The organism is Roseivirga sp. UBA838, assembly GCF_002296035.1.
Classification (GTDB): Bacteria; Bacteroidota; Bacteroidia; order Cytophagales; family Cyclobacteriaceae; genus Roseivirga; species Roseivirga thermotolerans.
Genome location: NZ_DBHC01000030.1, coordinates 61945 through 86122, shown reverse-complemented (window position 1 = coordinate 86122; position 24178 = coordinate 61945). Strand labels below are relative to the sequence as shown.

Annotated in this window: 14 protein-coding genes; 5 read left to right on the top strand and 9 right to left on the bottom strand. The window is 43.3% G+C overall.

The features are described 5' to 3' along the window. Window positions 1-274: 274 nt before the first annotated feature. The 5 genes from B3O12_RS10305 to B3O12_RS10285 form a co-directional block, all read right to left on the bottom strand. Window positions 275-991, bottom strand: coding sequence for a hypothetical protein (locus B3O12_RS10305; protein ID WP_189630905.1), 717 nt, complete (start codon window positions 989-991; stop codon window positions 275-277). Between the two features lie 288 nt (window positions 992-1279). Beyond that, entirely contained in the window at window positions 1280-3514 is a 2235-nt protein-coding gene (locus B3O12_RS10300) for a hypothetical protein (RefSeq protein ID WP_286756238.1), read from the bottom strand. 202 nt (window positions 3515-3716) lie between these two features. Then, the gene (locus B3O12_RS10295) at window positions 3717-4526 is read right to left on the bottom strand and encodes an amidohydrolase family protein (protein WP_286745185.1); all 810 of its coding nucleotides are present in this window, start codon (window positions 4524-4526) and stop codon (window positions 3717-3719) included. 135 nt (window positions 4527-4661) lie between these two features. Beyond that, the gene (locus tag B3O12_RS10290; protein ID WP_189630908.1) at window positions 4662-6014 is read right to left on the bottom strand and encodes a sensor histidine kinase; all 1353 of its coding nucleotides are present in this window, start codon (window positions 6012-6014) and stop codon (window positions 4662-4664) included. An 89-nt stretch (window positions 6015-6103) separates the two neighbouring features. Continuing rightward, entirely contained in the window at window positions 6104-7480 is a 1377-nt protein-coding gene (locus tag B3O12_RS10285) for a sigma-54-dependent transcriptional regulator (RefSeq protein ID WP_286745182.1), read from the bottom strand. 149 nt (window positions 7481-7629) lie between these two features. Here B3O12_RS10285 and B3O12_RS10280 point away from each other — a divergent pair, with 149 nt between their 5' ends. From B3O12_RS10280 to B3O12_RS10260, 5 genes are read left to right on the top strand one after another with little or no spacing between them, the layout of a single operon-like run. Next, entirely contained in the window at window positions 7630-10056 is a 2427-nt protein-coding gene (locus B3O12_RS10280; protein ID WP_286756237.1) for an ABC transporter permease, read from the top strand. A 1-nt stretch (window position 10057) separates the two neighbouring features. Continuing rightward, window positions 10058-12433 carry an ABC transporter permease gene (locus B3O12_RS10275; RefSeq protein WP_286756236.1) on the top strand — a complete coding sequence of 792 codons (2376 nt, stop codon included), beginning with the start codon at window positions 10058-10060 and terminating at the stop codon, window positions 12431-12433. Window positions 12434-12450: 17 nt separating this feature from the next. Next, complete coding sequence (locus tag B3O12_RS10270; RefSeq protein WP_286756235.1) at window positions 12451-14853, top strand: ABC transporter permease; 2403 nt, start codon at window positions 12451-12453, stop codon at window positions 14851-14853. Further along, the gene (locus tag B3O12_RS10265) at window positions 14853-17237 is read left to right on the top strand and encodes an ABC transporter permease (protein WP_286756233.1); all 2385 of its coding nucleotides are present in this window, start codon (window positions 14853-14855) and stop codon (window positions 17235-17237) included. Before B3O12_RS10270 ends, B3O12_RS10265 begins: the two co-directional genes overlap by 1 nt. 8 nt (window positions 17238-17245) lie before the next feature. Beyond that, window positions 17246-19615 (top strand): ABC transporter permease, encoded by a 2370-nt coding sequence (locus B3O12_RS10260; protein ID WP_286756232.1) that lies wholly within the window; start codon window positions 17246-17248, stop codon window positions 19613-19615. A gap of 90 nt (window positions 19616-19705) precedes the next feature. On the opposite strand, the gene typA is transcribed toward B3O12_RS10260, so the two are convergent. The 4 genes from typA to B3O12_RS10240 all read right to left on the bottom strand — a co-directional run bounded on the left by typA (window position 19706) and on the right by B3O12_RS10240 (window position 24174). Then, entirely contained in the window at window positions 19706-21511 is a 1806-nt protein-coding gene (gene typA / locus B3O12_RS10255) for a translational GTPase TypA (protein WP_189630916.1), read from the bottom strand. 423 nt (window positions 21512-21934) lie between these two features. Further along, a complete protein-coding gene (locus B3O12_RS10250; protein ID WP_286756231.1) occupies window positions 21935-22201 on the bottom strand; it encodes a hypothetical protein in 267 nt (88 codons plus the stop codon). 250 nt (window positions 22202-22451) lie between these two features. Next, window positions 22452-23057 carry an SET domain-containing protein gene (locus B3O12_RS10245; protein WP_286746648.1) on the bottom strand — a complete coding sequence of 202 codons (606 nt, stop codon included), beginning with the start codon at window positions 23055-23057 and terminating at the stop codon, window positions 22452-22454. 109 nt (window positions 23058-23166) lie between these two features. Next, the gene (locus tag B3O12_RS10240) at window positions 23167-24174 is read right to left on the bottom strand and encodes an endo alpha-1,4 polygalactosaminidase (protein ID WP_286756230.1); all 1008 of its coding nucleotides are present in this window, start codon (window positions 24172-24174) and stop codon (window positions 23167-23169) included. Window positions 24175-24178: the final 4 nt, after the last annotated feature.

Below are 24178 nucleotides of genomic sequence, written 5' to 3'. Positions count from 1 at the left end.
TCTCAAAAAGGGCTGTTTTCCCGGTATCTCAACAGAGCCTAAATGAGATTGCGGATATTTTCCTTTACGTATGTGAAGTTTTCAGAGGAAAATTCCGCAATGACGTCCTAAGAGGGGAGATTTTAATACTTACTTACATCGAACTCAGGTTAATTTAAGTGGTTGTTCTAACCAAATCGGGAGAATAATGTAGCCGGGTGGTATTGCATAGGCATACATGGGGTCTAAAACAACCGGTGTTTTGTTTTTCTAAAAATGGTGAAGCTCTCGCCTTTTATTGCAGTTCTTCAAGTAATGATGCATTAGCTTCAATGATTTTTTCTTCCAGGCTTTTTAAATCTTCCAAAACCGATATGAGACCTTTCTGTTTTCCATTGTAGACCATTTCTACGGCACTTTCGCTGGTTTTTAAGTAGGTTTCAATCAGTGAGTTGACTACGCCTAGCTTTTCAACCAAAGTAACGTTCATTCTTACTACGGTGCCGGTGGCTTGGGCTAAATCCCACGACCTGTTGTTTATGTTTGGTAGCTTGAGTTGAATGTTTCCAACACCCATAAGCTTTAAGGTGTCTTGTTCTAGTTTTAGATCAAAAACACTTTCACCAAATATTAGCACCCGCGAATCGTCCTCTTGCATCACCATTATATTTTCGCGGTACTCTTTCTGTCCAAATATTAAAGAGCGTTTAAAGAAGTTGGCCAGTTTGGTGTTGTCGTTTACATCAAAATCCAAATCGGCACTTGCAACTGCCAGTAGTAGATTCTGGTTTGAGTATAGTTTTTGCAAAAGCTCTTTGCGATAGTCGAGGGATTTTCTGAGGAGTGCATCATTACTCTTTACCTCTTGAAAAATAGACTCTTTTACCTTTTGCAGATTGGCATTTAAAGCTGACGATTCTCGCCAGCTATTTAATACAAGGGCTAGAATTACGGCAAAAACCACAGATATGAACTCTACAGCTAATTGCTGGGTATTTAGTTTGTTTTTCATATTCAATACATTTAGGTGTATGTGCTACGGGGGCTAGCCATCGTGCGTAAGTAAGGCTTTTCAAATATTTACTAAAGTATTGTATCGCAGCCCCCTTTGCAAATAGCTCAATTAGCTTTAGATGTGGGGGGCTGTATGGTCTTCTTCCTAAAGAAGGGCGGTTGGTCTGTGGAGCGAACCGAACTCAGGTCAAATGGGTGCCAATCTGTTATTTCTGCTGCAAACTGCATACTTTTAGAGTCTCGAAACGGTTATTGGAAAAGGCCTTGGAGTAGGCACAGAAACCCATTAACTCCCTAAAATCTCAAGGATTTTTGAACTGCCATGTTTTTCAGCTACACTGCGAGGCGATTGTCCGTCAAGTTCAAAGTTCGTTGAAATACCGAGCTCTAGAAGCTTTTCCATACACTTATCGCTGTTTTCCTGTGCACTGACCAGTACTGTTTTTTGGATCATTCGGTTTTTGGAAAAATCATCTAAACCTTCTACATAAGCATTTAAGAGTACTTGCATGCCTGCAGGGTTGTTGGTGGCAATGGCATAATGCAATACGTCCAGGGATTCGCTATTTCCGGTGGTCCAGTCTATTTTATTTAACTTTATTGTTTTATGGAAACCGCTTGAAACAAAGCTGGTTAGCGTACTCTTAGCCTCTTCAATTTGTTCTTCTGTAGAACCATAGCCTATAAATTTGAGAACGCTTATATGGCTTCGTATACTGCTTTGTATTTTTTGAGTGAGTCTTAACCGAAAGTCCTCTTCGCTGGTTTGTAGCGAGGAATCTTTTCGGAATGCTTCTAAGAGGTAGTTAAGTGCAATTATTTCGTTCTCATCTTCCAGGTACTTGGCCATGCGCAGGTAATTTTCTGCACTTGGGTTTAAAGTTGCTGCCTTGGATGCAAAATCGATTGCTGACTGTTTAAACACCCGGGGGCCTGTCACATTCCAGATTTCCCTGAAGTTTCTTTTAAGGTAGGAAACCAAAAGTTCGGCCTCGTCCATTGTGGCATATCCTAAGGCGAAAACCTTGGCCGGAAAATCTGATATGTCTTCCGAAGATTTTAACTGGTTTACATATCCCTGATATTGATCAATGAGGCTTTGAATTTGCGTAAGATTGCTGATGTTCATTTGCACCAGAGAGCTGTCGCTTGCAATCTGCTTTTCATAAGCGGCTTCATCGGTTCTCTTCAATGTTTTTCTGTACTTGATACCGTTCTTATCAGGATTCCTAATGGATTCGATAAGATTTAAAACATTGGTTTTCAAATCTTTTTGTTTTTGAAGCTGGCTCTGGTAGTATTGAATCATTTCCTCGCGACTAAGGTCAATACCCGTTGAACTGGTAATGATTTCTGTCCAGTTTGTGCCGGGTTTAAAGCCTTGTTGATAGGCTAGTCCTCCCGGAGTTACATTGACAATTTTTATGGTTGGGGTTCCCAAAGGCATGCCTGTTCGGGTATCTACGTATTTGGGTGGGTCTATTCTAATTTCCATACCCATGTCTTGCCCGTGGATGGCATTTTCGAAGTAATCGTTTTTACGCTGGGCAATTTGAATAGCCTTCTTTTCTTCGGATATCAGGTTGTTGGATATTCCGGCTGGTGGCTTTGTGGGCAAGGGGCAGTTGTTGTTTAGCCAGTCGGTCGTATTAGGGTTCCAGTTCGACCGTAAAGACTCCTGATAACAGTTCAGGTTATCTACCATGGCGAGATAATAGGCTTCCATGGCAGGGTCTTCGGCATAGGCGGCCAGCGTGAGAAAATCGTTGGTTTTCGATACTATCTTATGGTAGGCATCCCAATAAATCTGGCTCATTTGCGAGCGCTGTTGCTGTTGCAGCTGAGCTTTTCTGGCCGCGGCTTCTTTCTTTGCTTGTTTCATCTCAAGCAGGTTGGCGAATGCCCCTATGCCTTTATAAAAGCCTGTTTGATTATTATTCTGAATGGCATCGCCAAGGCTCTGCAAACCATCGGTTATCAACTTGGTTTTGGCTGCCGCAATGTCTTGTTGCACGTATTCAAGGTCTTTCATTTTCCGATTGAAATCCATCAGTGATAGGGTCGGGTCGTTGGTGCTTACCAAACCGTTGATACGTTGGAGCCTATTGGAGAATTCTTCTGTGAGTTGGTCAAGTTCGGCTCCATACTGCATTACTTCCAGATAATTGGCTTCAATAAAAGGGGAGCTGTTATCTTCTGCAGATCCATTGGCTGAGCCTACCAGGCAATTGGGTACTGAAGGTAAGCTAAGACCGGCACAGGGAGAGCCATAACTGTCGTAGCTCGATTTAATTTGTTCCAGAGTAGCTTTTAACATTCTTGCCTGCTCGGCCGTTCTCGGCTTGTTTTTACAGGCACAGAGGTAGGCAAAGAATTGTGCTGCATTGGCGCATACAGGGCTGCTACCCGGTTTGCCAATATTGTTTTTGGCCTTTTGCGCATTGGGGTCTTGCGTGCAATCCTGGGCAGGGAGCATTAGACAGAGTGAAAGTAAGAGGGCTGAGGCAATTAGCTTCTTCATGTTGTTTAACTAAAATGAAAAAAGAATTAGAAGCACCTTTGACCCGAATGTGGTCTAAGGGCAGGCGGGTTTGAAGAGTCTTGAATAATAAAGTAAGGGTTTTTGATGGATAATTACAAGGCAACTTAGCTGCCTAACGTAAGCTTTTGTGCCCCTTGAACTATGGATTGGTTTTCAGGAGCTACCATATTGCCGACCTAGTTTAAAGTGTGGTTACATCTATCTTAAATAGTTCGGCAGCGTTTTTCCAAAGAATCAACTCCTTCTTTTCTTCAGGCAAATCGAGCTGATCCATGAATTTGAGGTAGGAGTTCATGTTGGAAATGGGCCAGTCCGTACCATAAAGTAAATATTTAGGATTGCCGGCATAGGTGATCATTTCCTCTATTTCATTTTTCATATAGCGTTCAAATTTTTCGTTGAAATCGCCCAGCACCAGGCCGGAAATGTCAGCATAAACATTATCGTTTTTGTAAACGACCTCCATACAATCCTTAATCCACGGGTTGCCTACATGGCAGATTACAATTTTTAGTTCCGGGTAATCAACGGCCAGATCATCGTGGTGAATAGGGTGGGAGTACTTCACCTTTCCTCTGGGGGCATAGGTGTCGCCCGAGTGAAACATTACGGGTACATCGAACTCAATGGCCATTTCATACCAAATTTGCAGTCGGCTATCGTTGGGATAAAAGGGTTCGTAGCCGGGGTAGAACTTGAGGCCTTTAATGAGGCCTTTTTCCAGGTAATCACTGATAATTCGTACATCTTTATAGTCGTAGTGCAGAAAACTGATACCCGCTACCACTCCCAGGTTTTTTCTGTCGGCAATGGCTTCTACTACTTGGGTGGTGCTTGGCCTGTGCTCATTGACTTTATAAGAGGAGAGCACCAGCGCATAGTCGACCTTGTTTTCTTCCATGGTTTGAGAGAGGAGATTTAGGCTTTGGTCAATTGAGGTGACGCGGTCTTCGTGGTAATTGTTGATGTGGGTATGTACGTCAATGATCATAATGTTCTGTTTTGATTCTCTAAAATAACCTTCCCATCGGGTTTGGTTTTGCAGCGTGGCTGGTCAATCAATATAGGTATATGATTCCGTACCGTGGAAAATTTTCTAGAATGTTATGCCTTGGTGCTTTTCGTTTCAGCTCCTAAAAATCAAACTAAAAGTTGCTCCCAGGCCCGGTTGTGATTTAGCTGTTAAGTCGCCTTTGTGTTTTTTCATAATCTGCTTGGAGAGGCTAAGTCCAATGCCGGAACCATTTTCTTTAGTGGAGAAAAACGGAATAAAAATCTGATCCATTTTAGTTTCGTCAATGCCTATGCCGTTGTCTTGTATTTCAATGACGGACTGATTGGCATTGGAGTAGGCACTTATTTGTACCAGACCATTTTTTTTCTTTTCAGTGGCATGGCGCGCATTGGTGAGTAGATTAATCAACACCTGATCGACCAGCTTTCGGTCCATAGATATTTTGAGGTGAGCCTCAGACTTGACTCTCAACTCTACCCCGGCTTTTTCAAACTCTTTACTCAGAAGATTGGCGTTTTCTACCAATAATTCATTTACGTTTACTTCTTCCAGCTGTAGAGCTTTTATGCGCGTAAGCTTGCGGTAATCTTCTACAAAATGAAGTAGCCCTTCACTACGTTTTTGGATGGTTTTGAGCGAAAACCGAAGGTCTTCCAGGGTTTCTTCGCTAAGGTCTTCGAGCGGCTTGGGCTGGCCTTTTTCTTCCAGCATCATCAGCATGGTTTCTGAGAGGGAAGTAACAGGCGTTACGGAATTCATAATTTCATGGGTGAGAATTCGAATGAGTTTGTGCCAGGCCTCAATTTCCTTCTGCTCAATCTCACTTTTAATGTCCTGAAAAGTGACAATGGTATAACGATAGTTCAGAATTTTCAACCGGTTGATTTGAACGGATACTTGTTGTTTCTCTCCTTTTATGGAGAGTTCTATTAGTCTTCGCTCGTTGTCTTCCATAGTGTCGAGCTCTGCGGTAAAGGCAGGTTGGAGTTGCTGGAGTTGCTTCCAGTAATTGGGGGTGGCTATTTTGAGCAGGTCTTGTGCTGCTTTGTTCATAAGCTCTATGCCATGGTCTTCCTTAACCGCCAATACACCCACTTTTATATTATCTACAATTACTTTGAGAAACTTGAATTGGGCCTCTTTCTCTACACTCACCTTTTTGAAGGCGTCAATGATTTCCACGAAGGCGTCTTGCAACTCCTGAAACGACTTGCCGTGTTTTTTGCCCTTGAACGATATAGAGAAGTCGGAATAGCGAATAGCCATTAAGAGTTTGGCAATTTCGCGGTTGGTGTAGGTAATAAAGCGAATGAGTTCGGAAACCTGAATAATGATAATGCCCAAAAGGATAAGCTGATTGAAGAATAGCTCGGTGCGCGCAAAAATAAAAGCCAGGGCTGTCATAGTGAGCATAAGCAGCACTATGCGAATAACTACCAGTAGAGCAAATCTTTTCGATACCATAGTTTTGTTGTTAGTGGGTTGGTTATTCGTTATCGGAGACTGCTGATTATTACTTACGGTTGTCTGATAACCACTCCCTAATCTCCGGCCTAAAGGCCGTACTTTTGCATTCTTCTGTATAGAGCCAGCCTGTCTAAGCCCAACTCTTTAGCCGCGCGGGTTACATTGCCATTGTGCTTATCCAAGGCTTTCAATATCAGTCTTTTTTCATTTTCGGTAAGGTTGAGGTTTTCTTCTTCCTGACTTTTTTGTGTCGCCTTACTGTTGCCCAGCATAAAGTCATTGGGTCCAAGTTTGTTACCATCGGCCAGAATAATGGCTCTTTCAACTGCATGTTCCAGCTCTCTGATATTACCGGGCCAGTGATGTTTTTTGAGTTTGTTCATGGTGCCGGCATCAATGCGCATATTGGCTTTCTTGTATTTTTTGCCAAAAACATTGAGAAAATGCTCTACGAGCAGGTCTATGTCATCGGGCCGCTCGGCCAGTGGAGGCATCTTTAGTTCTACGGTATTGATGCGGTAGAGTAAGTCTTGTCTGAATTCGCCTTTTTCTACCATTTCATATAGTGGCATGTTGGTGGCGCAAACCAGGCGAATGTCTACCGGTATTTCTTTGCCGGAGCCTACGCGGCTCACTTTGCGTTGTTGTAGTACTGAGAGCAACTTGGCTTGCAAGGGGAGTGAGAGGTTGCCTATTTCATCGAGAAAGAGAGTGCCGCCCTGGGCCAGTTCAAAACGGCCGGGCTTATCTTCTTTGGCATCGGTAAAAGCTCCTTTCACATGCCCGAAAAGTTCCGATTCAAAGAGTGTTTCGCTAATTGAGCCAAGGTCTACCTTTATAAACACCTGATCGGATCGGTCTGACTTTTTGTGCAGGGCGCGGGCGGCCAGCTCTTTGCCGGTTCCGTTTTCCCCCAAAATAAGCACATTGGCGTCAGTTGGTCCCACTTTTTCGATGAGCGAAAACACACGTTGCATGGGGGCAGAGTTGCCCAAAAAATTGGCGTATTTTTGGTCTACATCGTGGGCAATGCTTTTGGTGGTGTTTTTGAGCCGGTCTACTTCCAGTTTGCTGTGCCTTAGTTGTAAGGCTGAGGTAATGGTAGCGTAGAGTTTTTCGTTTTTCCAGGGTTTGGTAATAAAATCGGTACCGCCTGCTTTAATAGCTTTTACGGCTAGGTCGAATTCGCCATAGGCCGTTACCAGTATAACAATGGCGTTAGGGTCCAGATCGAGTATTTTGTTGAGCCAGCGCAGACCATCTGAACCATCGTTTTCGCCCTTCTTAAAATTCATATCTAACAGAACTACATCGAACGATTCCCTTTCGAAATGCAGAGGAATGAGTTCCGGATTATTCTCAATTTGCACCAGGGTAAACTGCTGTTTTAAATACATACGTGCGGTGTTGAGCACGTCTATATCGTCATCTACCACCAGTATTTTAGCCTCAATTTTCGCCATAAAACTGTATCAAAAACAAACACCTAAATGTATTGAAAACAAACGGAATAGAAGTCTATGTTTATGAAAATTATTTTTAACTTATTGATATTCAGTTGTTAATGAGTTTGGCACTGCTTTTGGCTTGCTAGCGGCATCAAAGGTCTACTATGTTAAAAAACTACTTCATTACTGCACTCAGAAACTTGTCAAGAAACAGGTCGTTCACCATTATTAATGTTTTTGGGCTTGCCCTTGGCATAAGTGCCGCTTTGGTGCTTTTTAAAATAGTTCTGTTCGAAAAGAGTTTTGATACTTATCTGACTCATTATGACAGGTTGTACCGCTTTACTAAAAAGGTGGTGAGTCCCAATTCGGTAGAGCTGGAGGGAGGAATGCAAAACCCTTTTGCCGAAGCCTTTAAGAACGATTATCCTGATCTGGGCATTCCTGTTCGGACCTTCTATATTGGTGAAAATCAGTTGAGTGTGCAGAATGTAACAGGCGATTGGTCGCACTTTGAACAACGCGATGGAATTGCCTTTGTAGATGCTGACTTTTTTAAACTCTTTGATTACGAATGGAGGGTAGGAGATTCGGAAACGGCACTTTCCAAACCTAATTCGGCAGTGATTTCTGAGTCGTTGGCCGAAAAGTACTTTGGAGTAACCGATGGTGGCTACGACCGGGTGTTGGGTAAGGAGATGAAGCTGAATAACGAGCTTACCTTCTTTATTTCGGGCGTGGTATCCGACCCTCCCAAAAATGCTTCCTTACCATTTAAGCTAATGATCGAATACGAGTCTGTTGAGGCTATTTTCGACTTCTATCAGCCCGACTCGTGGACTTCCACTTCATCCAATGCTCATGTGTATTTTCTGGCCAATGAGAACGTAACAGGCGATCAGATTCGCTCAGTTTTACCCGAAATGGCCGAAAAGTATATGCCGGAAGGCGAGAATGAAACTATTTTTCAACTTCAAGCTCTGGCCGATATGCACTTTCAGCCCGAGTATAACACCTATGGCAATATTGCCAAGTCCAAAGACTTCTTAACCGGCCCCATTGCTATCGGTATTTTCCTGATTCTTACCGCTTGTATCAACTTTGTAAATCTTTCCACGGCTTTGGCGGTAAAGCGGTCTAAAGAGGTGGGTATTCGCAAGGTTTTGGGAGGCGTAAGAAACCAACTGGTACTTCAGTTTTTAGGGGAGACTTTTCTCATCACCATTCTGGCCATGTTGTTTTCTATGGGAGTTGCAGAATTGGTAATGACCAACATGGAAGATTTGGCCAGGTACAATTTGTCTTTAGACCTGCTTAATGATACTCCGCTTTTAATGGTGTCTGTTGCCATTGTGGTTGGAGTAACTCTAATGGCTGGTTTGTACCCTTCTTTCATCCTCTCAGGCTTAAAGCCGGTGGCTGTGCTTCGCAGCAAGGGGCAGTCGTCTTTGGCAGGTAATGCCAATACCCGCAGAGGGCTGGTAGTTGTTCAATTTCTTATTTCGCAGGTACTTGTTATATGCACGTTGGTAGTCATTTCTCAAATGAAGTTCTTCGAAAAGAAGGATTTGGGTTTTAGAAAGTCTTCTATCGTTACTTTTCCACTACCATCAAACGAGGCTGAAAAACTGGACTTGATTGAAAATGAGCTGATGACTTTTCCGGGAGTAGAAAAAGTAAGTTTTTCCTTTGCCAGCCCGCTTTCCGACAACAACATAGGCTCTACTTTTGGCTATGCTCCACTAGAAACTACCGGTGAATTCGATGCCGCTTTTAAGGTAATAGACGAAAACTATCTGGAACTATACGACATTGAGCTGTTGGCAGGAACCGACATTAGCGAATACGATACGGCTCTTGCTGAAGCCTTGATTTCCGAGCAAGCGCTAAAGCTTATGGGACTGGAGAATCCCCAAGACGCCATTGGCGAAACCATCCGTTCGGGCTTTGGTGGCAGCAAACGGGTAGTAGGAGTGTTCAAAGACTTCCACAATAAGAACCTAAGAAATAAAGTAGACCCCATTATAATGGTGAAATACCCCGGCTATTACTATGAAGGTGCGCTGCGGTTTGAAGGATCTGACAATGAGATGTCTGGCCTGATCGCTAAGCTGGAAAGTGCCTGGACGGCTCAGTTTCCTGATATTATTTTCGATTACTCCCTTCTTTCTGATCAGATTATGCAGAATTATGAAGACGAGGCCAATGTGCTAAGACTCTTCCAGATATTTTCCGGTCTGGCCATATTTATAGGTTGTTTGGGCTTATATGGCTTGGTTTCGTTCATGGCCAATCAAAAGACCAAGGAAATTGGAATCAGAAAAGTGCTTGGTGCTTCAGTGGGGCAAATTCTGAACATGTTTTCCAAAGAAATGCTCATACTCATTGGTATAGCTTTTATACTGGCTGCGCCTATTGGGTTTTACCTGATGAACGACTGGTTAAGCGGGTTTGAGTATAGGATTGAATTGTCTCTATGGGTGTTTGCTGTAGCCATAGGCTTTACCTTACTCATAGGGGCTGTAACCACCGCTTTGCGCTCGTTCAAAGCGGCAACTTCCAACCCTGTAGACTCCCTAAGAAGCGAATAGTATGTTTAAGAACCACCTTCTTTCCATATTCAGAAATTTAAAGCGCAACAAAGGCTATGCTTCTATTAATATAATGGGGCTGGCCATTGGCTTTGCCGCAGCTACGCTCATTGCGGTATATGTAAAAAGTGAGTTTACTTACGACAAGCACTATGCGGGCCATGAAAAGATTTACCGACTCAGTGCCGAGCGTTTTGCTCTTTCTTCTATAGCCATTCTCAATCAGTTGAAGAGTAATATTGCTGCGGTAGAGGAGGTGGTAAACATAATGCCAAACCCTTCGGCCAGTTTAACCACAACTTCCGGAAAAAGTCTGGCGGTCAAAGACTACTTCTATACTACGGAAGGCTACAGCCGGGTATTTAGCCATCAGTTTATTTTGGGCAATGCTGAAACAGCGCTTGCCAAGCCCAATGGGCTTATACTTACTGCTTCTATGGCTCAAAAACTCTACGGCCGGGACAACCCGATTGGTGAAAAAGTTCGGGTTAATTCACAAATTTCGGCCGATGACTTTGAAGTGACCGGAGTTATTGCCGATCTGCCCTCCAATACCACACTTACTTTTTCAGCATTGGGCCGGCTACCCCGCGAGTTTGAAGACAGGGTAAAAGGTAATTTTTCGTTTACCACCGGGTATAGCTACATGAAACTTGCTATGCCAATAGCCTCCAATGATTTATTGGCGGCTGTTGAGGAGGTAATGTTGCCTTTGGATTATCAGAGACATGGTAGTGGAAAATCTATTGAAGAGTTTACATCCGGTTATTCATCGGGTTTGGTGGTGATGCCCCTGGCCGATGTCCACCTACAGTCCAATGTTCAGTTTGAGGCTTCGGAGCCGGGCAATGCCAAATACCTCTTTGTGTTTATGTGCATTGCCGTTTTTATTATCGTTTTGGCGGCCATTAACTATGTGAATCTGGCTACCGCCCAGGCATCGAAGAGAGCCAAGGAGATTGGTGTTCGCAAGGTACTTGGTTCGGTAAAGAATCAGCTGGTTGCTCGTTTCATAACCGAGTCGGCCGTGGTTGCGCTGGTGGCCGTACTTTTGGGCTTTGGTTTGGCCGAAGGGTCGCTAAAGTTGCTCAGAAATGCCGGTTTCTCTCAGTTCGATACCAACGTATTTGAATACTCCGGGCTGGTATTAGTTATGCTTGCAGTAGCGTTGCTCACCGGTTTGCTTGCCGGTGTTTATCCGGCTTTTTATTTAACTGCTTTTAAGCCCTCTGCGGTGTTAAAAGGAGACTATACGGCAGGTTCGGGGAATAGGGCTTTCAGAAATGGGCTGGTTGTTTTTCAGTTTGTGGTAAGTCTTTCGCTGGCTATTTTCTCTGTTTTTGTTTCTCAACAGCTTCATTTCAGTCTCAAAAAAGATATTGGTTTCGATAAAGCCAATGTGCTTTTAATAGATAACACCAAGTTTCAAATTGGGGAGAATGTAGAAACTTTTCGTTCAGAGTTATTGGCCAAACCGGGTATTAGTGGTGTAGGCTTTAGCCATTACCAACTTACCAATCTGCCTCTTTCAGGTATGATTGAAAATGGAGTTGAAAACGCTGAATACCAGCGAATTCAATACAAGTATACCGATGCGGCTTATGCGAGCCTAATGGGTTTTGAGTTGGTAGAAGGTAGGTTTTTTGATGAGGAGCTAGACGGAGACCGAACTTCTATGCTGGTGAATGAAACACTGGCCAAGAATCTGGGAGGGCACGTACTTGGCCGAAAGTTCGATGCCAATTTTAATGGAAAGGATGTGGAGATTGTGGGAGTGATTAAAGACTTTCATTATGAAGGTTTTCGCAAGGCTATAGGCCCTGTGGCCTTTTTTGGAAGGCCGTATCCCTCTTTGGTTTCGGTGAAGTTTGAAGGCACCTTGCAGGAGGCAGCCACTGTGGCTGAGCAGGTATATAGCCAGTTTACTTCCGAACCGTTCGATTATCAGCTGTTTGAACAATCGTTCGATGAGCTTTTCCACAAAGAGAAACAACTAGGGCAGGTCATTAATTTATTCACGGCTTTGGCTGTTTTTGTGGCTGTTCTCGGATTAATAGGGCTTATTAGTTACACTCTCGATCAACGGGTTAAAGAGATTGGTATTCGCAAAGTATTAGGGGCTTCGGCTCAGCAAATTCTGGCTATGCTCAGCAAAGAAATGCTTCGGCTTATTGTGCTGGCTTTTCTTACGGCTATTCCGCTTTCCTATTTTGTGGTGAAAAGCTGGATGGCCGAGTTTGCCTATCACATTCCCATAAGTATACTTCCATTTATTTGGGTAGGGGCCATTGCTCTTGTAACCATTCTTGCGGTTGTGGTGGCCCGTTCGCTGGGAGTAGTCATGTCTAATCCTGTAAAAGCACTTAGAACGGAATAAAACTCAAAAACAACATCATGCTTAAAAATTACTTAAAAACGCTTTTTAGAAACTTTGTCAGGAACAAGGTCTTTACGCTCATTAACATTTTTGGGCTCACTCTGGGAATAACCTGCTCCCTCATTATGTTTCTCATTGTTAAGCAGGAAGTAAGTTTTAATCGTTACCATGCCAATCTGGACCATATCTATCGTATTGGGCATATTGATATTGAAAATGGGAGAGAATATACTGGTGGAGGAATTCCGCTGGTTATGCCTGCTTCAGTAAAAGAAGAGATTGTTGGAATAAAGGAAGTCACGCTTATTTCTCACGAACGCTATGGGCTTATATCAGTAAACAGGGCCAACGGAGATGTTTCTCATTATGAGGAAGACCCTGAGTTGGTTTATGTGGAACCTAACTTTTTTGATGTGTTTACCTGGCCTACTTTGGAAGGAACCGTTGGTGGTAACACACTGGAGCAGCCCAATGTGGTAGCGCTTACTAAAAAGCTGGCCGATAAATATTTTCCGGGGCAGTCGGCCGTTGGTCAAACCATTCGGCTCGATAAGTCTACGGACTTAAAGGTTGTAGCAGTTTTGGAAGATGCACCGGCCAATTCAGACTTTCCGTTTGGCATCTTCATTTCCATGGAAACCAAAAAGCGGAGAAACCCCAACGAGTTCAATCGCTGGGGGAGTATTTCGAGCGATAATGTAGCCTTTGTGCTATTGGAAGACCATGTGAGTCCGGAGCAGATCGAAGCTCAGTTTCCGGACTTTACCGAAAAGCACTGGAACAAAGAAACTCGCGAGACCCGCACTTTTGTGCTTTCCTCACTCAAAGATTATCATTTCGATGAGCGCTTCAACACCTTTAGCCAGCGCACGGCACCTAAGTCTATGCTCATTGCCTATGTGATTATTGGTGCCTTTCTTATCGTAACTGCCTGTGTGAACTTCATTAATATGTCTACAGCCATGTCGGTAAAGAGGGGCAAGGAAGTGGGTGTTCGCAAAGTGCTTGGAGGGAGCCGCAAATCTCTGGTGCTTCGGTTTTTAGGAGAAACTTTTGCCATTACGCTACTGGCCCTTTTACTCTCTACGGCTATTACCGAAAGGCTTTTGCCTTTGGTAATTGAAGATTTCATTGGAATAGAAGTGCCTTTCAATCCTATTAAGGAGCCTATTATACTCGGCTATTTGCTGGCTACCTTGCTTACGGTTTCTCTGTTGGCAGGTTTGTATCCGGCCTTAGTGCTTTCGGGTACTCGCCCCATTTTGGCCTTAAAAGGTTCTATGAGTCATAATAAGGGAGGGCTTTTTTTTAGAAGGTTTCTGGTGTTCTTTCAGTTTCTTATTTGTCAGCTGCTCATCTTCGGTACGGTAGTGGCCTTAATGCAAATCAACTTTTTCATGTCTGTAGATATGGGCTATGACAAGGAGTGGATATTGAACATAGGACTTGCCCGTAAGGATAAACAGGCTTTGGACCTTTGGGATTCGGAAATTCAGAACATTCCGGGGGTTAAATCGCACTCGTTCAACTTCACCCCTCCGTTTTCAGGCTCTGTTTCAGCCACAGATGTTTATGTCTATGCCAACGATAGCGCAGTAGACCGGTTTACTACTCATGTGAAAATGGCCGATGATCGCTACTTAGAAACCTATGGTCTTAAACTGCTGGCCGGAAAGTGGCTGAACGATAGCGACACGGTAAACCAATTTGTGGTTAATGAAACCTTTCTCAAGGAGGTAGGACTGGAGCCGGAAGAGGCCATCTTTAAAACCATAGAGATATGGGATAAGCGTGCCCCCATAGTTGGTGTGGTTAAGGACTATCACACGGGTAGGCTCGATAGTGCAATAGAACCCGTGGCCATGTTCAACGACAGGAGAAACTACAGAAACCTGGGGGTAAGGGTTACGGCTGCCAATGCCAGTGATGTGGTGAATTCGCTCAAAAATATTTGGTACCAGATAAATGAGGAGTATGAGTTTAACTACAGGTATGTAGACCAGCATATTGTAGAGTATTATGAGTTTGAGCGCAAAATGTCTCAGATGCTTACGGTATTTGCTTTCATAGCCATTTTCATTGGCTGTCTTGGACTCTATGGCCTGGTCTCATTCATGGCCAATCAAAAGGCCAAAGAGATTGGTATTCGAAAGGTGCTGGGAGCTTCGGTGCAACACATAGTGGGGCGCTTTTCGCTGGAGTTTGTTGTGCTCGTAGGGTTGGCCTTTTTGGTGGCAACACCATTTGCTTATTGGTTCATGAATAACTGGCTTCAGAACTATGAATATAGCATTAGTATTGGCCCACTCATTTTTGTGGTGAGCCTGGTTACTTCTGTGGTTATAGCTATGGTTACTACGGGTTATCGCTCCTTAAGAGCAGCTACTACCAATCCTGTTCAATCCTTAAGAGACGAATAATGATAGCGCACTACCTGAAAACTTCTTTCCGGGCCTTAAGGAAAAACCCACTGCTTTCCACCTTAAATATTGTGGGCTTAAGTGTTGGCCTGGGGTGCTTTTTAGTCATAGTCACTTACCTCTATCAGGAAAATACCTATGAGAAAGGGTTTACAGATTATGATAGAATTTATAGGCTGGAAGAGGAGTTTTTGGGTATGGGCAGGACGGCCTGGTCTACCAGTAATCTGCAGTATAAACTCAATGAGATTCCTGAAATAGAAAGCTATGTAAGACTGTCTGTCGATCAGGGCAGTGAAGGCAAAGCTATAAATGGTGAAAAAATCATAAAAATGCCTAAAGTGCTGAAAGCCACGGATGGGTTGTTTGAGGTATTTGATTTTTCCTTGCAGCAAGGAGATGTAGCCCGGGCTATTGACGGTCCTAATAAAGCGGTGCTGACAAAAGACTTTGCCCGCAGGCTGTTTGCCACGGAAGATGTGATGGGCAAAACATTTGAGTACATGGGTAAAGAGCTTATGGTAACCGGTGTTTTGGCCGATCAGGTGTTCGAAACACACCTTAAGTTCGACTTTATTTCCAGTAACCTGTACAATCCGGAATATACTGACAAGCGTTGGTGGGGCATTGGTGGATACATTTACATAAAAACTACGGAGCCATTGAAGCCGCAACTCCTTAATAAGCAGCTCGATGAAATTTCTAAGACCTATGTTTATCCGGTGGTTAACAATAGCGAGCTGAGTGCAGAGGAATGGCTGTCTTCGGCCAATAAAATTCAATTCTTCGCCAAACCAATACGAGACATCTATTTGGGTAGCAATGAGAAGTTTGAGATAGGAGCCAATGGAGACAAACAGACACGGGTAACCCTTTCCATTATTGGAGTTTTTATTCTGGTTATTGCTATCATCAATTTTATGAATTTAACCACGGCTCGTTCATCTCTACGCACCAAAGAGATTGGACTCAGGAAGGTGTTGGGTACCCGAAGAGGCCATTTGGTGTTTCAGTTTCTTACCGAGTCTACGCTTATTACTTTGTTTGCGGCCCTTATAGGGGCAGGCTTATCTGAACTGTTTATCACCCTGCTCAATCAGAAATTAGGAGAGGTGATTGGTCTTTCCATACTGAGTTATCCAATGCTCGGTGTTTACATTTTGCTGGGGGTATTGGTGGTAGGTTTTTTGGCTGGCATTTATCCGGCTTTCTATCTGTCGTCCGTTAAAATGATTCCGTTGCTCAAAGGAATGAAGCTTGGGCAAGTATTGAACCTGGGCAATGCACGAACCTTAAGAAACGGTCTGGTAGTGTTGCAGTTTACTATATCTTCTACACTCATTATTAGTTCATACTTTGTGTATAGCCAGTTGCAATACTTAAAGTCAGTCGATGTTGGTTTCGATAAAGAGCAGGTTCTGGTGATTTCGCATTCGTTTGACGCTACAGTCAATTTAGAGGCTCTTAGAAATGAATTATTGACAGTTCCCGGAGTTGAGCAAGCTAGTTTTAACAGCCGTCTGCCGGCCGATAGGTCTGCCAATATAATGTCTACCATGTTGGGGCCCGAAAAATCCGTGGCATTCAATGCCTTTCAGGTCGATCCGTATTATGCCGAAACGCTGGGGCTACAGCTTTTGCAAGGCAAGTGGTTTTCTCCGGGCCAATCGGTAAGCGATTCTCTGGTAGTGCTTAATAGGGCAGGTTTAGAAGCTGTGGGCCTGGAAGGGGATCCCGTTGGTCAGGTGTTTGGTAACTACTGGCGAGTAATAGGGGTGGTAGAAGATTTTATAGTAGACAATTACCGTGAGCAAATAGGGCCGGCCATTATGATCTATGATCAGTCCAGTCCCGGTCAACTGGCCATTAAGCTGAACTCGCAAAACGTGGCAGCTACTGTAGCTTCTGTGCAGAAAGTGTGGGAAGGGCTTATGGCAGGTCCATTCGAATATAAGTACCTCGATCAGAATTTTACCGAGATTTTAAACAAGGAAAAGCAGAATGCCGATGCAGTGTTGGTGTTTACTATTCTGGCCATTTTCATTAGTTGCCTTGGGCTGTTTGGTTTGGCTGCTTTTATGGCCGATCAGCGGGCTCATGAGTTTGGTATAAGAAAAGTACTCGGAGCGAGTGTTGCGGATATAGTCAGGAACTTTGGTTTTGACTTTACCCGACTCATAGTCCTGGCCTTTGTGGTGGCAATTCCTGTGTCTGTTTATGCAGTTAACCTCTGGCTCAACGGTTACGCCAATCGCATAGAGTTGGGCGTTTGGGGGTTTGTTGTTGCCGCTTTGCTTTCCTTTGGTATAGCATTTCTCACCATTGCCTTTCAATCCCTCAAAGCGGGTCGCCTTAACCCGGTAAAAACCTTACGAAACGAATAAACCATATCATGATAAAAAATAACCTCATTCTTGTATTTAGAAGACTTCGTAAGGAGAAGGTCTTTTCCTTGGTCAATGTTCTAGGTTTAACTGTTGGCTTAACCGCATTTTTGATGATTGGCCTGTACATAAAGCATGAACTCAGCTTTGACCAATTCCATCGGGATAAAGAGAACATTTACAGAGTAACATCTAAGTATAGGGATAGAGAATGGAGAGGAGTAATTGCAAGCGATTACGTTCAGTTTTTTAAAGATGATGTTGTTGGTCTAAATAGCTTCTCTCGAGTAAGTGTTAGGAACGAGGCTACTTTAGCTTCAGGTGGGGGGAAGGAGTTGAACTTCAAAGGTAAGCTATCAACAGATAGTAACTTTTTTGAGTTTTTCTCATTCGATCTTATTGATGGCGTGCCTTCATCAGTATTATCTACTTCAGGTAGTGCTGTTATTACCGAAACCTTAAGCAAAAGGTTGTTCGGAGAAAAAAGTCCGATAGGAGAAGAACTGCTCATTGAAAAAGGAAAAGAGGTATATACCATTACCGGTTTGGCAAAAGATCCGCCATCTAATAGCACCATTCAGTTTGAGTTGGTCACTTATCAGGAAGGAATATTTAAGAATAATTTCGAGCAGACCTCTGGTTTAAGAAATGTTATCACCTATCTCAAGTTACAACCAGATGTGTCACTAGATAATGTGCTGGATAAAATAGATGCCGCAAAAAACAAGACTCCTTATACCGTAATGACTAAGGATCAGGTTTATGGATTGTCCCCAATCACAGATCAAAGGCTTTATGCTGATTATGTCGTCACATTTTTCGAGAAAAATGACATTCGTTATCTACAGTTGTTTGGGGGTATAGCTGTAGTGGTACTTCTATTGGCCATTATTAACTACATCAACCTTGTCACTGCGCAGGCTGCTAAAAAGGCTAAGGAGATAGGGCTTCGAAAAGTGATTGGAGCAGGGAAGTTCCAGTTGATGATCTATCAGTTTGCTGAGTCAATTGTGGTGGTTGTGTTTTCTTTTGTTTTGGCATTTGCTATTACGGAAAGGTTACTGCCACAATTCAATTCGCTACTCAATAAAGATGTAACCCTTCAATACTTTGGCTCAACGTTTTTTCTATGGGTTATTGTCTCAGGGGGACTTATTGGCTTATTGTCTGGCTTGTACCCGGCTATTCAAATAATGAAGGTAAAGCCTCTCGCCATTATTAAGTCATCATCTAGCGGTAGTAAGCAAAATACAAGTTTCAGAAAGGTTTTAGTGCTTTTCCAATTTACCGTTACGGCTATCCTGATTTGTTGTCTATCCATTATGATCGGCCAAATGGATTATCTGAAACAAAAAGATCTTGGGTTTGCTCCCGAAGCGCTTATTAGCGTCACGTTAGATAGTGATTCTACACAGTCATATTTTCCTTTGCAGCAAGAATTTTTGAAGATACCCGGAGTTCAAAAAGCAAGTTTAGGTGGGTTTAAGCCAGGTGGATACGCATACATATCGGCTATGGATGCACCGAATGTTCAAGGAGAGGATGCCAACGGACTTGGAGGAGACGCCATAATTGGAGATGCTTCTTTTATAGATGTGATGGAGATGGAGGTTTATTGGGAAGAACACGATAAGGCCATTGAAGAATTCAAGGAAGGACAAGTGATTATCAATAAATCTATGGCGGAAAGCATAGGAGCGCTTGATAATCCAGAAGACAAACGCATCTATGGATGGAATGATAAGGTGGGAAAAAAGGTGGTTGCTATTGTTGAAGATTTCCACATGAAATCCTTAAAAGACGTGATTGAGCCCATATCTATCTACTACTTGAATGATTGGGGGGTACATAACATTCTTGTTAAGGTAGATATGAATAACCTTTCAGCCACTCTGGCGGGGTTGGGAGATCGATATGAATCATTTTTTGGAAGGCCTTTTGAATTTAGCTTTCTAGACGATGAGATTGCCGAGTTCTACAAGAAAGAAGAGGGTCAGTTTAAACTATTCCAGCTTTTTTCTACAATCGCATTGATTATTTCCCTTCTTGGGTTGGTTGCATTGACTATATATAGCCTCGAACAGCGCAGAAAAGAAGTCAGCATTAGAAAAGTTTTAGGAGCCTCAGTCCAAAGGCTTATTCTTATGCTCAATAAGGAATATTCTGTTCTTGTACTAATAGCTTTTATCATAGCCTCTCCAATAGCCTATTACGCCATGCAAGACTGGCTGCAGGAATTTAAATACAGAATAAGCTTGAGCCCTTTGACTTTTATAGGAGCCTTTTTAGGGTTTCTTGCTTTGAGTTGGCTGGTCACTATTGCTCAATCATTGAGAGTATCCAGAGAGAATCCTGCAGATGTACTGAGAGATGAGTAAATGAAAAGAGACGGTTTCTATGGTAAGTAGTACTGACTACCTGACCCATAGAAATCGTCTCATTTTTCAAATTAATAAGGTCTGTTTGTTTTACGCCTCGGTTTTTGCCATTCTGTTCCGAGTATTTTCATCCAGATAAATCTTTCTCATACGAATGTTCTTGGGAGTAATTTCCAGGTATTCGTCTTTTTGAATGTACTCCATAGCTTCTTCTAAGGAGAATCTCTTTGGAGGCGCAATTTTGGAGTTGTCGTCAGAACCGGCAGCACGCATGTTGGTTAGCTTTTTTCCTTTTTGAACGTTCACTACCAGATCGTTCTCACGCGTGTGTTCTCCAATAACCTGTCCTGTATAGAGGTCTTCGCCAGGAGCCACAAAGAAAACGCCTCGGTCTTGTAGTTTGTCGAACGAATAGGCCGTGCCCGGTCCGTTTTCCATAGAGATAAGCGAGCCGTTTATTCTGCCTTTGATTTCGCCTTTGTATGGCTGGTAATCTTTAAAGCGATGGTTCATAACAGCTTCTCCACCCGTGGCGGTCAATACGTTATTTCTTAAGCCAATCAACCCTCTCGAAGGAATTTCGAACTCAAGGTGTTGCTGGTCGCCTTTAGGCTCCATAATCTTGAGCTCTCCTTTACGTTGTGTCGCCAGTTCTATTACTTTACCGGCTACTTCAGAAGGCACATCTACTACCAGCGTTTCAATAGGTTCGCACTTCTTGCCATCTATTTCTTTGAGAATTACCTGAGGCTGACCCACCATGAGCTCATAACCTTCTCGTCTCATGGTTTCTATAAGCACAGACAGGTGGAGAATTCCACGACCATACACCAAAAACTTGTCCTCAGAGTCGGTAGGTTGAACTTTTAGAGCCAAGTTTTTCTCCGTTTCTTTCATCAGACGGTCTCTTAGGTGTCTGGATGTAACAAACTTACCTTCTGAACCAAAGCCCGGAGAGTTGTTAATGGTGAAGAGCATGTTCATTGTAGGCTCGTCAATAGAAATACGCGGAAGTGGTTCCGGATTGTCAAAGTCGGTGAGCGTATCACCAATTTCAAAGTTTTCCAGTCCAACTATGGCGCAGAGGTCGCCTGCTTTAACCTCCGTAACTTTTACTCGGCCAAGACCTTCAAAAACCTGAAGTTCTTTAATCCGAACTCGCTGAATTGAACCATCGGCCTTGGTTAGTCCCATAGATTTGCCTTCTTCCAGCTTGCCCTGATACACCCTTCCAATGGCTATTCGGCCCACATAAGAGGAGTAATCGAGAGAGGTAACCTGAAACTGAGGAGTACCTTCCGGGCTTGGGGCTTCCGGAATTACCTCGAGAATTTTATCAAGCAGTGGAGTAATGTCTTCAGTAGGTTGCTTCCAGTCGGTGCTCATCCAGCCTTGCTTGGAAGAACCATAAACGGTTTCGAAATTGAGCTGTTCTTCTGTAGCATCAAGATTAAACATTAGGTCGAAAACCTGTTCGTGAACCTCGTCTGGTCGGCAGTTTTCTTTGTCTACCTTGTTTACTACAACTATTGGAGTTAGTCCCAGGCCCAGGGCTTTGCTAAGCACAAAGCGTGTTTGTGGCATTGGGCCTTCGAAGGCATCCACCAACAGCAATACACCATCGGCCATTTTAAGAACACGTTCTACTTCTCCGCCAAAGTCTGCGTGACCGGGAGTGTCTATAATGTTAATCTTAACCCCTTTGTAGGTCACCGATACGTTTTTGGAAAGAATGGTAATCCCTCTTTCACGCTCCAGATCGTTGTTGTCCAGAATCAATTCACCAGATTCCTGATTTTCTCTGAATAGTTTAGAGGCGTGAATAATTTTGTCTACCAGGGTAGTCTTGCCATGGTCTACGTGAGCAATAATGGCAATATTTCTAATGCTTTGCATAACAGCTTTTCAAATCGAGCGGCAAAGGTAGGGTTTTAATATGACTTCAGTGTTATGCGCCTGAAAATAGTACAAGGTGGTGTGTGGAATGAGAATCAGTAATTGGTGAAATGGTCAATAGTTATTGGTGACGGGGTAGTTGGGGGATTGTTGAAATGGAGAATCATAGAACTAGACCCTTTAGGAGTTAATTTCATCGTTAGAGCCTTCTAAGATTTTCCAATCTATTTAATGGACAAGTTCAGAATGACGGCCTTTGAAGCTTTTAAGACAGCTTCATCACCGGCATGGAGAACAACCCTTGAAAAGTTACTCTTGTGGGTGGCTTCTATTAAGTTTTTCGAATTCGGCAATCTGCTCTTTCAGTCGATTAATCTGTTCAGAGGGAAGAATGTTTTAATAGGCTCCCACAATAATTTCTAACTATACATGCCTGGACTTTGCCATAAGGTTATTGATTTGATTGAGCCGATGAAGGGCCCCATCGCCTTTTTCAACAATTGACTCCAGCTTTCGCTCCAATTCTATTGGGCCAACTTTGGCTTTGACCACATCTTGGTCGGTAAAGCTCTCTATAACTCTCGAAATGGTTTTTCGATAAACAATGAGTATAAAAGCAATTACTACAGGCCAGGATAGGAGCAGGTAGCCAATTCGCTCAATTATTTCTAAGGTATTGATGGTGTTCATATGGTTAAGGTTTATGGAAGGATTTGTAGTGGCAATGGAGTTCAGCAGATTGTTAGTACCATCGTCAACTTATAATCACGCACGCCATAGCGTAATTGAATAAACTCAAATTGATGGGGGATTCCAAATATTATTGGCAGAGGCTATGGCTGTTAGTGGCTGATTCACAGGTCGTACCGCAAGCATAATCTGCTTTTATGATTAGGCATGTGTGGAATGTGGTTGATTAGACAGAATGTAAACTACCGGATTAACTATGGCCATTATCGCGTTGACCATCGTAGTAGTTTTTTAGAATAGAGTCCATTTCTGACCGACCCTCTATAATGGACAACACTTTCTCCCAGATATCATTTGGAATGAGTTCGCGAAGTGGTTGCTCAACCCGGGGGATACGATCGAACACCTTTTTTACTTTGCCGTCCCAAACCTTGTAGTATTTAACCAGATCGTCAGGGTAAACCACTTTGCGTTTGGTGCCCTCATCAGAGGCTCTAAAGGGGTAAGGAATATTCAGATAGCCGTAGTCATCGGTCAGTTGTTCTCCCGGTTGAATGTCTCTAATGGCAATTTCAAAGTCGTAGGCCGTAGAAAGACAGTTGGAGTTGAAGCTGTGGTTTACAAACCTTCCATTGTCCCAGCAGAGCACAAAATTGCCTTTGTTGTTTCTATAGGTATAGGTATCGAGTATTTGCTGATAGATAGGCTCCATTTGCTGAAATTCAGACGGGCTGAATTCACGGTCAAGCTTATCGAGTGCCCAGGTAATGGTGCCTGCCGGGATGAAATCTGTGGCCACAACTCCGTAGCCTATTTCTTTGCTGATAAACTTCAGCTCTGTGTTTGGGTGTATCATGGTTTCTGAAATCAAAAAGTGGCTCTCAGTTGTCCCGGATTTGATTTCCCGACTTGCTGTGGAGTTGGATGAAAATATAGCTTGAATTGAACTACCAAACAATGGGTGCTCAATGATGATTTTCGAAGTATTCGAAAGCGTCTATTATATCCAGATAAGCTCCGTCAAAACCAGCATCAATAATTTTCTTTAAGTAGGAGCTGTCATTTCCATAAATAATCTGCTGCCAGCCTTTATCCCAATAATTCACCTTATAATTGCCCTCCCAATCGGGGTTTTCGGCCTTAATCCATGCCGGACTACCAACCTGCCATTCACTTTGCCAATAATATCTGTAGTCTTCGGCTTCACCTATGCTCATATAAGAGACAACAAGTCGTTTTCCCCCATTGGCCTTGGTCTTTAGCTTCTCAAGGTCACTGGAGCTTAGTGGCTTGTCGTGGAAAAAGAGATCCAGAATAAGTAAGTCGTAGTTGGTTTTGGCGAGTGCTTCTATGAGGGCTGTTTTTGTCCGAAAATTTGAATAATTGAGCAAGTAGAGGAAGTTTTTAGCTTCTGAAATACGAAGGATATCCCTGCTGTTTTCATTAAAGACACAAGAGGGGTATGACGGTATTTCATCTAAGTTTCTCCTGTGGGCTGCAAAAGAGATAAAGTCATTGCGCTTATTCTGCCTATAAGACTTGTTTACTTTAGACTTGGAGTGGCAATAGTCTGTAGTGAGTACTTCTACACCGTTTTTTTCAAAGAGCAGACACAGATTGAGCATGAACTGTTGGTCGGCAGACGGAGTGGGCTTATTGTCTTTGCTGTAGCCATAAAATAAATCTTCGCGTCCGGTAGCGTCTATGGCATTCAGGTAGTCCAGGTAGGGCACCCCACTGGCATCTCCGGAAGATGTGGCCAGTTCCTGTCCGTTTTGAGGAATTATTAGAAAGTCGGCATTTTGTTGCTTGGCATAGACGCTAAGATTCTTTACAAAATTCCGCATTTCCTGCCTGTAGTCGGTGTGGTGAGAGGTAGGCCGGGCGGCACCGGAATTGTTCCATGTTTCGGAGGTATGAAAGACCCCCAGAAGGGAGAAGATTATAGGTAGAATGCTTACTGTCTTTTTCATATCA

Coding starts and splice junctions, on each gene's coding strand:
- B3O12_RS10245 (WP_286746648.1), bottom strand. CDS start 23,057: ATGATACACCCAAACACAGAGCTGAAGTTTATCAGCAAAGAAATAGGC.
- B3O12_RS10260 (WP_286756232.1), top strand. CDS start 17,246: ATGATAAAAAATAACCTCATTCTTGTATTTAGAAGACTTCGTAAGGAG.
- B3O12_RS10290 (WP_189630908.1), bottom strand. CDS start 6,014: ATGGTATCGAAAAGATTTGCTCTACTGGTAGTTATTCGCATAGTGCTG.
- B3O12_RS10300 (WP_286756238.1), bottom strand. CDS start 3,514: ATGAAGAAGCTAATTGCCTCAGCCCTCTTACTTTCACTCTGTCTAATG.
- B3O12_RS10240 (WP_286756230.1), bottom strand. CDS start 24,174: ATGAAAAAGACAGTAAGCATTCTACCTATAATCTTCTCCCTTCTGGGG.
- B3O12_RS10270 (WP_286756235.1), top strand. CDS start 12,451: ATGCTTAAAAATTACTTAAAAACGCTTTTTAGAAACTTTGTCAGGAAC.
- B3O12_RS10275 (WP_286756236.1), top strand. CDS start 10,058: ATGTTTAAGAACCACCTTCTTTCCATATTCAGAAATTTAAAGCGCAAC.
- typA (WP_189630916.1), bottom strand. CDS start 21,511: ATGCAAAGCATTAGAAATATTGCCATTATTGCTCACGTAGACCATGGC.
- B3O12_RS10285 (WP_286745182.1), bottom strand. CDS start 7,480: ATGGCGAAAATTGAGGCTAAAATACTGGTGGTAGATGACGATATAGAC.
- B3O12_RS10250 (WP_286756231.1), bottom strand. CDS start 22,201: ATGAACACCATCAATACCTTAGAAATAATTGAGCGAATTGGCTACCTG.
- B3O12_RS10305 (WP_189630905.1), bottom strand. CDS start 991: ATGAAAAACAAACTAAATACCCAGCAATTAGCTGTAGAGTTCATATCT.
- B3O12_RS10265 (WP_286756233.1), top strand. CDS start 14,853: ATGATAGCGCACTACCTGAAAACTTCTTTCCGGGCCTTAAGGAAAAAC.
- B3O12_RS10295 (WP_286745185.1), bottom strand. CDS start 4,526: ATGATCATTGACGTACATACCCACATCAACAATTACCACGAAGACCGC.
- B3O12_RS10280 (WP_286756237.1), top strand. CDS start 7,630: ATGTTAAAAAACTACTTCATTACTGCACTCAGAAACTTGTCAAGAAAC.